This is a genomic window from Streptomyces sp. x-80 (assembly GCF_046549095.1).
In the GTDB taxonomy this organism is placed as follows: Bacteria; Actinomycetota; Actinomycetes; order Streptomycetales; family Streptomycetaceae; genus Streptomyces; species Streptomyces celluloflavus.
The window spans coordinates 189915-203399 of the sequence record NZ_JAJPWM010000002.1 but is presented as its reverse complement, the minus strand read 5'-3'; the positions used below and the strand labels follow the sequence as shown (position 1 = coordinate 203399).

Here is a 13485-nt window from a genome sequence, read left to right as displayed (position 1 = left end):
CCCCGGGCCACGTCGGCCGCCCGGCCCGCCGACCGGGCTCGCCCTCAAGGACGGCGGGACCCTGCCCGCCGCTCAGCTCTCCGGCCCGGCTCGCCGCCGAGGGCGGAGGGACTTGGTGCCACCGCACTCCTGGTGACCACGCACGGTGAAGAAGGGCCGGGCCCGCCCGGCGAATACCCGACAGCCGATAACGCGAGGCCGTCGGTCTCGCACCCCCACGGGAAGCGTCCGTACATGCCGCAGCCCCGACTGATGAGGTCCAGCCGGGGCCGTGAGGTGAGTATGCGAAACGCCATGCCGCTCGGGCGAACAGGTGGCGGCGCGCTCGAACGAGGTGCCGCGCATGGGAAGTGCCGTTCAGGTGAAGCGCGGTGGAGCGATCAGACGAAGTAGAGGCGTTCGAGCTCGTCGCTGTCCGCTGACCTGGTGTACAAGGTGCCGCCTTCCTGTATGACCTTCTCCAGGTAGGCGTAGATCTGAAGAGACCGGTTGATGGTGTCGGTCTTGGTGTCGCCGGTGAGCTTGACGGCCTGATCGAGGGCCGCGGCTGCCTTGGGGGCCAAGTTGACGGTGACGCGCACCGGTCCGGCACTCTGCCCGACGCGGGCCGTCGCCCCCGAGTGAGAAGTGGACATCTGAGGTCCCCCCTTGAACTGGTCCATCCGGGCGATCTGGCACGGCCAGAGCCTCAACACTTTTTAAGTCTGGCGGATCCGCCCTGCGATGTCAATCAGACGTATGCATCAACAGCAGTCATTGTATGCATGATGCCCATACGGAGCGCGGCTTGCGCCCCCTGTTCCGTACCCGCCGTGTCAGGGTTGGGTAACAGTCATGTGCGCTTTGAAACAACCTGGTTGGAGCGCCGAGCGGTGACCGATAACGTCGTTTCATGGGGACGACCAGGCACCTCAACCTCAGCGATGAACGGCCCAGCAACCGCGCGGAGGCGCTCGTCCTGCGGGAAAGCACCGGGCTCACCTTCGAATGGTCGATCGGCCCTGTCAAAGGCAAGGGCAGCGCCACCACCGAGACCCACCCCACCTCACCGTCTGCGATCGGCATCGGGATGCTGCTGCTCGCCCTCGGCAGCAGCATCCCGGCGGTCCTGCTCACCTTGGCCAACCAGGCGCTGCACGCCCCTGCCGTACTGATCGCCGTGGCGGCGATCGTGCTGTTCCTGGTGGTCTTCGCCACCGGGGCCCTGTTGATCCTGCGCGGCGGACCGGCCCGGCGGCCCGCCGCCGACCCCGCGCCCCTCCCCGACGAGGACCCGCCCGCCGGCCGGACCACCGCCTGAGACAGGACGGGCGGCACCTCGGGAGCGACCGGGGTCCTGATCGCCGACGGGGCGGCCGGTCCGCCTTCTCCGCGGAGGTCCTGCGGTGCGCACCTCACTCCCGGGGGCGCACCTCGTGTTCGGCGGTGGGCATCTCACGCCCGGCGGCGCGTGCCGCTGCTACGTGCGGCCGGTGGCCGGCCGGCCTTCTGCGGCTGACCACCGGCCGGTCGAGTCGTTGCCGTGGCGGCGGTCAGCGCCCGGTGGCGGTGCGGCGGCGGGCCGCGAGGACCAGGCCCGCGCCGGCGCCGAGGGCCACGGCTGCGCCGCCGATCGCCCACGGGGTGGCGGATCCGGCGCCGGTCGCGGCGAGTTCGGTGCTGCCACCGGCGGGGGCGACGGCGCTCGGGGAGGTCACGGCGGCGGACTCGGCACGTCCGCACCGCCGGACTCCCGCCGGTCACCGCCGGCGGCCGGCTTCTCGCCCGCGTCGCCGTCCTTGCCCCGCTCGTCCTTTCGGTCCTGCCGGTCCTGCTCCCCCTTCTGGTCCTTCTGGTTCATAAGGAAGACCCCAACGCCTCCCGTTGGCGCATGCTGCTCCTGACGTTCCCTCGATTACCTGTTGCTCCGGCCCCGGACCGTCGCGGACCCGGGCGACGGGCAACGGGAACCGCTCGACGTCGGTTGGAGCGCGTGCACCGGCGCGCCCGCTCCGGGGCCGTCGGCCGGGCCGCTGTGATGAACCCCACGGGCCGCGGCCCCGGTCACCAGCACTGATCCGCGCGATGCACCATTGATGGGTCATGGAACGCGACAGATGAGTGGGAAGCAGGAATCAGTGGTGGACGTCCGGGGCACGGTGGAGGACGGCTTCGAGCCGGTCCGGGACGCCTTCGCGGCCAACTTCGCGCAGCGCGGTGAACGGGGCGCGGCCGTCGCCGTGTACCGGCACGGGCGGAAGGTCGTCGATCTGTGGGGCGGCACCAAGCACGGGGACGGCGGCGGTGACGCGTACGCCGGCGGTCCCGCGACGGGCGGCGCCGACGCGGTGCCCGCGCCCTGGGAGGCGGACACCGCGCAGGTGATCCGCTCCGCGACCAAGGGCGTCGCGGCGGTCGTCCCGCTCCTGCTGCACCAGCGCGGGCTGCTCGACCTGGACGCGCCGGTCGGCACGTACTGGCCCGAGTTCAAGGCCGCGGGCAAGGACCGCGTCCTGGTCCGCCACCTCCTCTCGCACCGCGCCGGGCTGCCCGTCCTGGACACCCCGCTCACGCCGGCCCAGGCCATCGACGGGGTCAGCGGCCCGGCCGCGCTCGCCGCCCAGGCCCCCGCCTGGACCCCCGGCGCCGACCACGGCTACCACGCGCAGACCTACAGCTGGCTGCTCGGCGAACTGGTGCGGCGGGTCACCGGGCGCACCCTCGGCACCTGGCTCGCCGACGAGATCGCGGGGCCGCTCGGCCTCGACCTGTGGATCGGGCTCCCGGAGGCGCTCCGGTCCCGCGTCGGCCGGCTCGCCGAGATCGCGACGCCGGTTCCGGCCGCCGCCGCCGGCCTGCGGGTACGGCCCAAGCGCGCGGTGGCCGACGCGTACCGCGACCCGGCCTCGCTCACCAGCCGCGCCTTCGGCGCCATCGCCCCGCCCCCCGACGAGAACGACCCCGCCTACCGCGCCGCCGAACTCCCCGCCTCGGCCGGTATCGCCACGGCCCGTTCGCTGGCCCGCTGTTACGCCGCCCTGATCGGCCCTGTCGACGGCCATCCGCGCCTCTTCGCACCCGCGACACTGACGCTCGCCCGCACCGAGGAGTCCGCCGGGCCCGACCGCACCCTCGTCGTCAACACCCGTTTCGGCCTGGGCTTCATGCTGCACGGACCGTCCTCGCCGCTGCTGGCCCCGGGCTCCTTCGGGCACCCGGGACGCGGTGGCGCCCTCGCCTTCGCCGACCCGGAGAGCGGGATCGCCTTCGGCTACCTCACCAACGGCATGCAGCGCAATGTGACGGCCGACCCGCGGCCGCGGGCGGTGGTACGGGCCCTGGCCGCCGCTTGCCGCGCGGCCGGGTGACGCCGCCGTAGACCGCCTTCCGCTCCGCTCTCCCGCCCGGGTGGGGGCCTGGTGACGTCCGTTGGGAATCGGCAGGAATCAGCGGGGATCAGTGGAAATGCGGAAGGGCGACGGGAGCGGTGAGAGCCGTGAAAGCGGTGGGGGAGACGGGGAGCCTGGTGCGCGGAGCATCTGTCCGGATCGTTGGGCCGGTTGTCGGGGTGCTGGCGGCGTGGTCGCTGGTCTCGTGTTCCGGTGCGGGGGCGGATGCCCCACCCGGCAAGGCGTCCGCGGCGTCGGCACCGGCAGCGCCCTCCGGGTCTTCCGTACCGTCCCCGACGGCCGCTCCCGGCGAGGACGGCGGCCCGGCGGACCCCGCGGTGTCCCCGGGCGAGGCGGCACCGGAGGAAGAGGACGCGCCGCCCGGCATCGCGGCCGAGGCGGTCCGGGACGCGTTCGCGGGCGTGCAGGCCACGCTGGGCGATTCGTGTACGCCGGGGAACTGCGCGTACTTCCTGGACCGGGTGGCCGGTGAACTGGGCAGGCTCGAAAGGGCGATGCGGGCGGACCGTCAGGGGCCGGGCCACTTCAAGGAGCCGCTGGCCTGGACGGCGGAGCTGTGGCAGGAACTGGGCGCGGACCGGTCGTTCGGCAATCTGCGGAAGCACCAGCAGGTGCTCATCGGCACCCGCGACCGGATCAACTCCTGGATGCAGGGCCATCCGGAGGACTACCGCTGACCCGCTGACCCGCTGACCCGCGGATCGAGTGGCCCGCGGACCGGGTGACCGTCTGCCCCCCCGCGCGGGCCGCGAGCACGTTCCGTCATGTTCCGGGCCGTTCGGCAACGCGCTGTGCCGCCCCGCGGGCGGCGACCCGCGAACCGTTCCGTAAACACCCCGTACGCCCGTTGCGGCCGCCACGGGCGGGGCAGACTGCAACGGATGAGGCTGGCGGGGCCACTCGGAAACATACGGCGAAGGGGCGAAGTCATGCGGCGGTTCGAGGGATACGGCGTACTGATCACCGGTGCGGGGCGGGGGATCGGGGAGGCCACCGCGCGGCGGCTGGCCGAGGAGGGGGCCCGGGTGCTCGTCACCGATGTGGACGGGGCGCGGGCCGAGCACGCGGCCGCGGGGATCCGGGCGGCGGGCGGCGATGCCGAGGCGATGGCCTGCGATGTGGGGGACCGGGCCGCCGTGGAGGCGGCCGTCGGCCATGCGGTGCGGCGGTTCGGCGGGCTGGACGTGCTGGTCAACAACGCCTTCAGCTGCCACCCCGACACCCCGCTGTTCGAGGACGAGTCGGACGAGAACTGGGCGGCGGATCTGGACATCACGCTCGGCGGCGCCTTCCGCTGCGCGCGGGCCGCGCTGCCGCATCTGGCCGCCGCCGGCGGCCGGGGCGCGATCGTCAACATCGGTTCGGTCAACGGCATCCAGGACTTCGGCAACCACGCCTACAGCGCGGCCAAGGCGGGCCTGGCCAGCCTGACCCGGACGCTCTCCGGCCGGGCCGCACCGCGTGGCGTACGGGTCAACCTCGTCGCACCGGGCACGGTCGCCACCCCCAACTGGGACGGCCGGGAGGACGAGTTGCGGCGGGCGGCGGACGCCTATCCGCTGGGCCGGGTCGGGCGGCCGGCGGACATCGCCGCGGCGGTCGCCTATCTGGCCTCCACGGACGCGGCCTGGGTCACCGGTATCACCCTGCCGGTGGACGGCGGGGTGCTGGTCGCCAACACGGAGCTGCGCAAGTCGCTGCGGGGCGGGTGAGGGGAGCGCCCAGGCAGCGGGCGCCCCGGCCCGGCCGCGTACTCCGCGCGTCCGCGGCGCCCCGGGCCGTTCGCCCCTCGGCCCGGGGCGCCGCGCCACCCCGTTCGCCCCGCCCGTCTCACCCCGTGTGCAGCATCAGCCCGATCCCCACCACCATCAGGCCCGCGGCGGCGATCCGTGGCGCGCCGAAGCGTTCCTTGAAGAAGAGGGCCCCGATGGCGGCGCCGACGATGATCGAGGACTCGCGGAGCGCCGCGATGGGGGCGAGCGGGGCACGGGTCTGGGCCCACAGCACCAGACCGTAGGCGAAGACGGACAGGGCGCCGCCGGCCAGACCGCGCAGCGCGACCGGGCGGAGCTGGGCGGCCAGTTCGCGGCGGCGGGTGACGAGGGCGTACCCGGGGATCGCCACGCCTTCGAGGATCATCAGCCAGGCGATATAGCCGAGCGAGGTGCCCGAGGCGCGTACCCCGAGGCCGTCCACGGTGGTGTACGAGGCGATCGACAGGCCGGTCGCGACGGCGGCGGCGACGGCCGGCCAGCGGGACGGGGCGTCGGGGCGGGCGGCGGAGCCGCGGATGCCCCACAGGGCGACGCCGAGCAGACCCGCCGAGGCCAGCGCGACGCCGGACAGCGCCCAGGCGTCCGGGATCTCGTGGACGAAGACGGCGGCGAGGACCGTGACGGCCAGTGGCGCGGTGCCGCGGGCGATCGGGTACATCTGACCGAACTCGCCCAGCCGGAAGGACTGCATCAGCAGCACCTGGTAGACGACGTGCAGTACGGCGGAGCCCAGCAGGTAGGGCCAGGCCGCGGCGGCCGGCAGCGGGACGAAGCCGGCCAGCAGGGCACCGCAGACCGCACCGCCGCCGCCGACGAGGGTGAAGGCGAGGAGCTGGTCGCGTATGCCGTGGGCGATCGCGTTCCAGCTGGCGTGGGTGAGCGCGGCGATCAGAACCGCCGCGACGACGAGGGGCGTCACGCGGTGCGCTCGCGCACGTCCACCACACGGCCCTCGGCGTACGCGATCAGGGACTTGGGGTCGAGCGGGAAGACGGTGTGCGGGGTGCCGGCGGCGGCCCAGACCGTGCCGTGCGCCAGGAGTCCCCGGTCGGCCAGGACGCGGGTGCGGGTGCGGTGGCCGAAGGGCGGTACGCCGCCGATGGCGTAACCGGTGGTCTCCCGTACGACATCGGCGTTCGCCCGGCCGACCTTCGTGGCCCCCAGCTCGGCACGGACCCGTGCCACATCGACCCGGGAGGCGCCGTCCATCAGGACCAGCACCGGTTCGCCGTCCGCCGCGAAGATCAGCGACTTGACGATCTGGGCGAGGTCACAGCCGATCGCGGCGGCGGCCTCGGCGGCGGTACGGGTGGCTTCGGGGAAACGCCGGACCTCGACGGTCAGCCCCAGGTCCGCGAGCGCCTCGGCGAAGCGGGGATGGGCCGGGGAGGCCGCGGGCTGCGGGGTGGTGGCGTCGGACGCGGAATCGCTCATGGCCCGCACGCTAGCGAAAGCTGTACGGGCCATGCGACCGGAATCCGTCCGGGCCGGGTCAGGGGACCGGGGCCGGGGGACCGGGCAGATCAGGACCGGGCCGGATGCCCGCGCACCCGCCCGCCCGCCGCGGTCCGTCCGTCGTCGGTCCGCGGGTGCCGGTCCGCCGTCGCCGGTCCGCTGTCGTCAGCTCGCGGTGAGGATGGCGCGGACCACCGGGCCCGCGTTGGAGCCGCCGTGGCCGCTCGCCGGGACGACGGCCGCCGCGGCGACATCGTCGCGGTAGGCGGTGAACCAGGCGTTGGGCTTGTCCTGGTTGTCGACCTCCGCGGAGCCCGTCTTGGCGCCGATGTCACCACCGATCCCGGCCATCGCCTCGGCGCCCGTACCGGACGTCGCGGTCAGCCGCATCAGCGACTTCAGCCCGGCCGCCGTCGCCGGCTTCATGGCGCCCGCGGCCTTGGCGAGCGTCCGGTTGTCCAGCGACGGCGCGACGAGGTACGGCTGGTGGAAGGAGCCCGCGCGGACCGTCGCGGCGAGCGAGGCGACCGTCAGCGGGTTCATCCGCACCCCGCCCTGGCCGATCAGCGAGGCCGCCATCTGCGCGTCGTGCTGCACCGGCACCGAGCCGTCGAAGGTGGGGATGCCGGTCTGCCAGTTCAGGCCGATGCCGAAGACGTCCCGCGCCTCCTTCGTCAGATCGTCGTCGGCGAGCTTCTCGGCCTGCGAGATGAAGGCGTTGTTGCAGGACGCGGCGAAGCTCTGCGCGAAGGTGCCGCTCTTGATCTCGGACTTGTTGAGGTTCTGGAACTTCCAGCCGCCGACCGTGACGTACTGGGGGCACGGGTGCGGCTTGTCCGGCGCGGTCAGACCCTTGTCCAGCAGCAGCGCCGCCGTCACGATCTTCATCGTCGAGCCGGGGGCCAGCGACCCCTGGGCGGCGATGTTGAAGCCCTTCTCGGGGGAGTTGGCGAGCGCCAGGATCTCCCCGGTGCTGGGTCTGACCGCCGCCGCGGACGCCGAGCTCTTGCCCTTGACGGCCTTCTCGGCCGCCGCCTGGAGCCGGGCGTCCAGGGTCGTCTTGAGGACACCGGGGGTGCCCTTGGCGAGCACCTTCAGCGTCTTGTCCGGCTGCTGCGCGCTCGCCTTGTCGCTCTTGGCCCGGTGGATGTACAGCTCCACGCCCGGTTTGCCGTCGGTCTTGTCGCCGTACTTGCTCCGCAGGCTGTCCAGCACCCCGGCCAGCGCCGGATGCGCCTCGGGGGTCAGCTCGGTGCCGTTGCGGTCCACGGCCTTGATCGGCGGCGCCTCGGCCTCGCCGGTACGCAGCGTGTCGCCCTTGCCCAGTTCGGGGTGGAGGGCCGCCGGCTGCCAGGCGACCCGCGGCTCACCGGTGGTCCTGTCGCGCTGCACGTGCACCGAAGTGCCGTACGAGAACGGTGCCTTGGCGCCCTTGAAGTCGATCTCGGCGGCGACGGTGTACGGCACCTTGTCACCGGCCGGCTTGCCCGGGGTCAGCTGCACCTTCGAGAACCGCGCCTGTTTGGCGAAGCCCTCCAGCGCGCCCTTCGCGGTGTCGGGGCTGTCGGTCAGTCCGGCGGCCTTCGCGGTGTCGCCGGACTGCCAGGCGGTGAGGAACTGCTGTGCCGTCGTGTGGACTTCGTCGGCGGTGAGCGGGCCGGTCGGCACCTGGGGCACCTGGTCGCCCGCCTTGGCGTCCGCCGCCCGGACCGCCTGCGGCGATGTGTCGTCCGAGCCGCCGAACAGTGTGAATCCGCCGACAACTCCCGCGACCAGGGCCGCCGATCCGCCGATCAGCCCGTACTTCACCTCACGGCGCATGGCACCGATCCCCTCCCAGATCCTCGCCCTTGGATATACGTACACAAGAGCGTGTGTCGCACTCTATGGGACACGGGGGAAGCCGTGCGTCTCGATCCGGGCACGGTCCGGTGACGTCCTGTCGCCCGGAGTGACGTGGCGACGGACGGGGCGCGGGGCGCCCCCCCCGCCCCGTCCGGTGCCGTGGTCGGGCCCGACTGCGCGCGCCCGGCCGCCGCACGCGGCAGGCGTCCGTGCGGGCCCCGGTCAGGCGCCGACGTACGCCGCGAGGTGCTCGCCGGTGAGGGTGGCGCGGGCGGCCACGAGGTCGGCGGGGGTGCCCTCGAAGACGATCCGGCCGCCGTCGTGGCCGGCGCCGGGACCGAGGTCGATGATCCAGTCGGCGTGCGCCATGACCGCCTGGTGGTGCTCGACGACGATGACCGACTTGCCGGCGTCGACGAGCCGGTCGAGCAGGCCGAGCAGCTGCTCGACATCGGCGGGATGGAGACCGGCGGTCGGCTCGTCGAGGATGTAGACCCCGCCCTTCTCGGCCAGGTGTGTGGCCAGTTTGAGCCGCTGCCGCTCGCCGCCGGACAGCGTGGTGAGCGGCTGGCCGAGGCCGAGGTAGCCGAGCCCGACGTCGGTGAGCCGGGCCAGGATGCGGTGCGCGGCCGGTATCCGTGCCTCGCCGGCGCCGAAGAACTCCTCGGCCTCGGTCACCGGCATCGCGAGCACCTCGCTGATGTCGCGGCCGCCGAGGCGGTACTCCAGCACCGATGCCTGGAACCGCTTCCCCTCGCACTCCTCGCAGGCGGTGGCGGTACCGGCCATCATCGCCAGGTCGGTGTGGATGACGCCGGCGCCGTTGCAACCGGGGCAGGCACCCTCGGAGTTGGCGCTGAACAGCGCCGGCTTCACGCCGTTGGCCTTCGCGAACGCCTTACGGACCGGGTCGAGCAGTCCGGTGTACGTCGCCGGGTTGCTCCGTCGCGAACCGCGGATCGGGCTCTGGTCGACCGACACCACGTCCGCGCCGGCGGACCCCGGCCGCCGGCCCAGCGACCCGTGCACGAGCGAGCTCTTGCCGGAGCCGGCGACGCCGGTGACGACGGTGAGCACCCCGAGCGGGATGTCGACGTCGACATCCCGCAGGTTGTGCGCCGTCGCGCCGCGGACCGGAAGGTGGCCGGTGGGTGTCCGCACCGTCTCCTTGAGGGCGGCCCGGTCGTCGAAATGGCGGCCGGTGAGCGTGCCGCCGGCCCGCAGTCCCTCGACGGTGCCCTCGAAGCAGACGGTGCCGCCCGCCGTCCCCGCGCCGGGGCCGAGGTCGACGACGTGGTCGGCGATCGCGATCGTCTCCGGCTTGTGTTCCACGACGAGCACCGTGTTGCCCTTGTCACGCAGCCGCAGCAGCAGGCCGTGCATCCGCTGGATGTCATGGGGGTGCAGACCGATGGTCGGCTCGTCGAAGACATAGGTGGTGTCGGTGAGCGAGGAGCCGAGGTGGCGGATCATCTTGACGCGCTGCGCCTCACCGCCCGAGAGCGTGCCCGCCGGCCGGTCGAGGGAGAGGTAGCCCAGCCCGATCTCCACGAACGAGTCGAGGGTCTGCCGCAGCGCGGTGAGCAGCGGCGCCACCGACGGCTCGGCGAGACCGCGGACCCATTCGGCCAGGTCGCTGATCTGCATCGCGCAGGCGTCGGCGATGCCGACCTCCTGGATCTTCGACGAGCGGGCGGCCTCGCTGAGGCGGGTGCCACCGCAGTCGGGGCAGGACGTGAAGGTGACCGCCCGGTCGACGAACTCCCGGATGTGCGGCTGCATCCCCTCCCGGTCCTTGGCGAGCATGGACTTCTGTATCCGCGGGAGCAGACCCTCGTAGGTCATGTTGATGCCCGCGATCTTCATCCTGGTCGGCTCGCGGTGGAGGAAGTCGTGCAGCTCCTGCTCGGTGTACTCGCGGATCGGCTTGGCCGGGTCGTAGAAGCCCGACTCGCTGTAGAGCCGGTAGTTCCAGCCGCCCGCCTTGTAGCCGGGAACGGTGATCGCGCCCTCGGCGAGCGACTTGGCGTCGTCGTAGAGCTGGGTGAGGTCGAGGTCGGAGACCGTGCCCCGGCCTTCGCAGCGCGGACACATGCCGCCGGTGCGGGTGAAGGTCGTCTTCACGGCCTTGGCGGCGGCACCGCGCTCGACGGTGATCGCGCCGCTCGCCCGGACCGAGGGGACGTTGAAGGCGTACGCGCCGGGCGGGCCGATGTGCGGCTGCCCGAGCCGGCTGAAGAGGATGCGCAGCATCGCGTTGGCGTCGGTGGCGGTGCCGACGGTGGAGCGGGGGTCGGCGCCCAGCCGCTGCTGGTCGACGATGATCGCGGTCGTCAGCCCGTCGAGCACGTCGACCTCGGGCCGCGCCAGCGTCGGCATGAAGCCCTGGACGAAGGCGCTGTAGGTCTCGTTGATCATCCGCTGTGACTCCGCGGCGATCGTGTGGAACACCAGCGAGCTCTTGCCCGAGCCGGAGACGCCGGTGAACACCGTCAGCCGGCGCTTGGGTATCTCGACGCTGACGTCCTTGAGGTTGTTCACGCGCGCGCCGTGCACGCGGATCAGACCGTGGCTGTCGGCGACGTGCGGCGCAGGCGCCTGCGGGTCCGTCCTCGTGGCTGTGCTCATCGTCTCTCCCTCGTGTGGGGCGGGGCCGCCCGCGCGGACTCCGTCGGCGTCGCCCGGCTCTCGATCCGACCGGCTTCGAAGGGTACGTCCGGTTTTTGTTCGTCCGGTTCTGCTTCGCTCCGGCCCGTGGCACCGCTCGGCCCCGGCCACGCGGCGGGCCCGCCGAAGCGCGGACCGGCGGGTGGCCGTCGCCCGTCAGTGCCCGGCCGGGCAGCCCGTTCCCCTCGCGCCGGGCCCGGGTGCGGCGCGAGGGGGAGCGAAACCGGCCCGACGCCCGGCGCGGGAGCCGGGCGTCGGTATTCAGCGGTCCTGGAGCAGCCCGAGGACGTTGCCGTCGGGGTCGGTGACGGTGGCCACCAGACGGCCGCCGCCGACATCGTGCGCGGGCTCCTGCACCGTGGCACCCGCGGCGGTCACCTCGGCCAGCTTCGCCGCGATGTCCGGCACGTGCCAGTAGGCCACCGGCCCGGTCATGCCCTGGGGCCCGCCGCCCGGCACCAGCCCGATGTGCTGACCCCCGGCCTCGAAGCCGACGTAGTACGACTCGTCGGCCTGCGGCGGTACGCCGAGCAGCGCGGTGTACACGGCTTTGGCCGCCGCCAGGTCGGAAACGGGATGCAGCACGGTCTTGATGCCCTGGGTGGAAGAGCCGGTCATGATCACTCCTGTCGTGGTCCGTTCGGGATTGTCCAGCTTAAGGACGAATGTGAAGACCGGAAAACGACAGCCCGATGGCCCCGGAGGGCGATTTCCGCGCCTCGCGAACCGGCGCCCGGCGGCGCCCCCCGACGACGCGGCCCCCGGCGGGAACTCCCGAAGAGCCCGTACGGGCCGGTGTTCTCCTTCGAGGGCCCCGAGGGCCCCGAGGGCTACCCGCTCACCGCACACGGAGGCCGACCGTGCGGAGGTGAGCGCGGGGTCACCGGTCCGCTCGCGCCGTCACCGCGGCGTGCCGGCCGTCACTTCTCGCACAAGGTGGTGTCGAGGACGGCGTCGGCGTGGGCGAGGCCCTTCGGTGTGGGCGCCGGGCTGGCGGTGACGGCGGTCGTGACGGCGCGGCCGTCAACGGTGACACCGGTGCGCGTGTGGTAGCCGGGGGTGTCACCGCGGTGCCCCCACATCAGGCCGCCGCAGCTCAGCGGCGTGCTCGTCAGCCCCAGCCCGAACCGGATGCCGGACCCCGAATCGAATTCCTTGGGGACCTTGACGGTGGTACGCATCTGGGTGAGCTCGGCGGGCCGCAGGAGCTTGCCGTCGATCAGCTCGGAGAAGAAGCGGTTCAGGTCGCCGGGGGTGGAGACCAACTGCCCCGCGGACCAGGTCCAGGAAGGGTCCATCTCCGTGATGTCTTCCAGTGGTGCCCCGGGCTTCGCCGCGAAGTAGCCCCGGGGGTGGGCTTCGCGGATGCCCTGGTCGCCCACACCGGGAAAGTAGGTGTGCCGCAGGCCGATGCGGTCGATGATCCGCTGGGTGATCTGCTCGGCGACCGGGCGGCCGGTGACCTTCTCGATGAGCAGTCCGGCCAGGACGTAGTTGGTGTTGCTGTACGACCAGCTGGTCCCGGGGGCGAAGTCCGCCTTGTGGGCCAGCGCCAGATCGAGCAGCTCACGGGGCTGGTGGTAGGTGTGACGGCCCTTGCCGAGAATGGCCTCCTCGCCCAGGAAGTTGGTGTACTCGGGCAGTCCGCTGGTGTGCTGGAGCAGCTGGCGCACCGTGATCTTGCGGCCGTCGATGCCCTTGCCGCGCACCAGGTTCGGCAGGTACTTCTCGATGGGGGCGTCGAGTTGGACCTTGCCCTCGCCGACCAGTTGCAGCACGACCGTGGCGGTGAACGCCTTGGTGTTGCTGCCCGCCCGCACCTGCCCGTCCACCGGCACCTTCGCCCTGGTCTTCACGTCCGCCACACCGGCGGTGTAGTCGCGGGTGCGCCCGTCACGGTCGATGGTGGCGGCCAGCGCGGCGGGGAACCGGTCGTCGGTCACCAGCCGCTCCAGGCCCTTGCGTACGACCTCACGAGAGCCGTGGGACTCCGCCGCCCCCGCGGGCAACGTGCCGGCCACGGCCAGGGCGGCAGCCAGCGCCGCTACCGCCGTGACGGCCCGCCGCGGCCTGGACGGTGCTGCCGTGCGGACACGCCGGGGCTGCTGAGAACGGTCGGACATGGGTGAACTCCCTCTGTGCAACCGGCTGGCTGCATCGGAAAACCGGTCGTGTCCAGCCTGCGTGCCCGAGATCCACCGGACCAGCCGGTCAGCACGCCCATGCGACGTCCGGTCAGCACGCCCCTGCGACGTAGGGAGAACCCCCGGCTCCCCGGCGAGCCCGTGCCCCCGGGTACCTGCCGTTCCGCACCCCGGCAACGACCGGCAATCGACCGGCGGTGAATGGCGACG

The 13485-nt window shown here is 72.9% G+C and carries 13 protein-coding genes; 4 read left to right on the top strand and 9 right to left on the bottom strand.

Annotated features, from left to right (window positions below; translation table 11 throughout):
- Nucleotides 1-380: 380 nt before the first annotated feature.
- Nucleotides 381-635 carry a hypothetical protein gene (locus tag ACLJWH_RS03545; RefSeq protein WP_052856999.1) on the bottom strand — a complete coding sequence of 85 codons (255 nt, stop codon included), beginning with the start codon at nt 633-635 and terminating at the stop codon, nt 381-383.
- 257 nt (nt 636-892) lie between these two features.
- On the opposite strand from ACLJWH_RS03545, the gene ACLJWH_RS03540 reads away from it, so the two are divergent.
- Nucleotides 893-1300, top strand: coding sequence for a hypothetical protein (locus ACLJWH_RS03540; RefSeq protein WP_411140056.1), 408 nt, complete (start codon nt 893-895; stop codon nt 1298-1300).
- A gap of 232 nt (nt 1301-1532) precedes the next feature.
- Here the strand turns inward: ACLJWH_RS03540 and ACLJWH_RS03535 are convergent, their stop codons facing one another.
- Together ACLJWH_RS03535 and ACLJWH_RS03530 are read right to left on the bottom strand one after the other, a co-directional pair.
- Nucleotides 1533-1697, bottom strand: a complete 165-nt coding sequence (locus tag ACLJWH_RS03535) for an LAETG motif-containing sortase-dependent surface protein (RefSeq protein WP_411140055.1) — start codon at nt 1695-1697, stop codon at nt 1533-1535.
- Complete coding sequence (locus ACLJWH_RS03530) at nt 1694-1840, bottom strand: hypothetical protein (protein ID WP_411140054.1); 147 nt, start codon at nt 1838-1840, stop codon at nt 1694-1696. Before ACLJWH_RS03530 ends, ACLJWH_RS03535 begins: the two co-directional genes overlap by 4 nt.
- A gap of 256 nt (nt 1841-2096) precedes the next feature.
- On the opposite strand from ACLJWH_RS03530, the gene ACLJWH_RS03525 reads away from it, so the two are divergent.
- The 3 genes from ACLJWH_RS03525 (at nt 2097) to ACLJWH_RS03515 (ending at nt 5101) form a co-directional block, all read left to right on the top strand.
- On the top strand, nt 2097-3347 hold the full coding sequence (locus ACLJWH_RS03525) for a serine hydrolase domain-containing protein (RefSeq protein WP_411140053.1): 1251 nt from the start codon (nt 2097-2099) through the stop codon (nt 3345-3347).
- A 158-nt stretch (nt 3348-3505) separates the two neighbouring features.
- Nucleotides 3506-4066 carry a hypothetical protein gene (locus ACLJWH_RS03520; protein ID WP_411140052.1) on the top strand — a complete coding sequence of 187 codons (561 nt, stop codon included), beginning with the start codon at nt 3506-3508 and terminating at the stop codon, nt 4064-4066.
- Nucleotides 4067-4318: 252 nt separating this feature from the next.
- The gene (locus tag ACLJWH_RS03515; RefSeq protein ID WP_411140051.1) at nt 4319-5101 is read left to right on the top strand and encodes an SDR family NAD(P)-dependent oxidoreductase; all 783 of its coding nucleotides are present in this window, start codon (nt 4319-4321) and stop codon (nt 5099-5101) included.
- A 118-nt stretch (nt 5102-5219) separates the two neighbouring features.
- Here ACLJWH_RS03515 and ACLJWH_RS03510 read toward each other — a convergent pair whose 3' ends face one another.
- The 6 genes from ACLJWH_RS03510 to ACLJWH_RS03485 all read right to left on the bottom strand — a co-directional run bounded on the left by ACLJWH_RS03510 (nt 5220) and on the right by ACLJWH_RS03485 (nt 13254).
- Nucleotides 5220-6083, bottom strand: a complete 864-nt coding sequence (locus ACLJWH_RS03510) for an EamA family transporter (RefSeq protein ID WP_411140050.1) — start codon at nt 6081-6083, stop codon at nt 5220-5222.
- Nucleotides 6080-6598, bottom strand: a complete 519-nt coding sequence (locus tag ACLJWH_RS03505; protein ID WP_411140049.1) for a YbaK/EbsC family protein — start codon at nt 6596-6598, stop codon at nt 6080-6082. The genes ACLJWH_RS03510 and ACLJWH_RS03505 overlap by 4 nt, the downstream gene beginning before the upstream one ends.
- 186 nt (nt 6599-6784) lie before the next feature.
- Nucleotides 6785-8440, bottom strand: a complete 1656-nt coding sequence (locus tag ACLJWH_RS03500) for a penicillin-binding transpeptidase domain-containing protein (RefSeq protein WP_411140048.1) — start codon at nt 8438-8440, stop codon at nt 6785-6787.
- A 246-nt stretch (nt 8441-8686) separates the two neighbouring features.
- Nucleotides 8687-11092: an ATP-binding cassette domain-containing protein gene (locus tag ACLJWH_RS03495; protein ID WP_411140047.1), complete on the bottom strand. Its 2406-nt coding sequence runs from the start codon at nt 11090-11092 to the stop codon at nt 8687-8689.
- A gap of 300 nt (nt 11093-11392) precedes the next feature.
- Nucleotides 11393-11749, bottom strand: coding sequence for a VOC family protein (locus ACLJWH_RS03490; protein ID WP_411140046.1), 357 nt, complete (start codon nt 11747-11749; stop codon nt 11393-11395).
- 302 nt (nt 11750-12051) lie between these two features.
- Nucleotides 12052-13254 carry a serine hydrolase domain-containing protein gene (locus ACLJWH_RS03485; RefSeq protein ID WP_411140045.1) on the bottom strand — a complete coding sequence of 401 codons (1203 nt, stop codon included), beginning with the start codon at nt 13252-13254 and terminating at the stop codon, nt 12052-12054.
- Between the last annotated feature and the right edge of the window lie 231 nt (nt 13255-13485).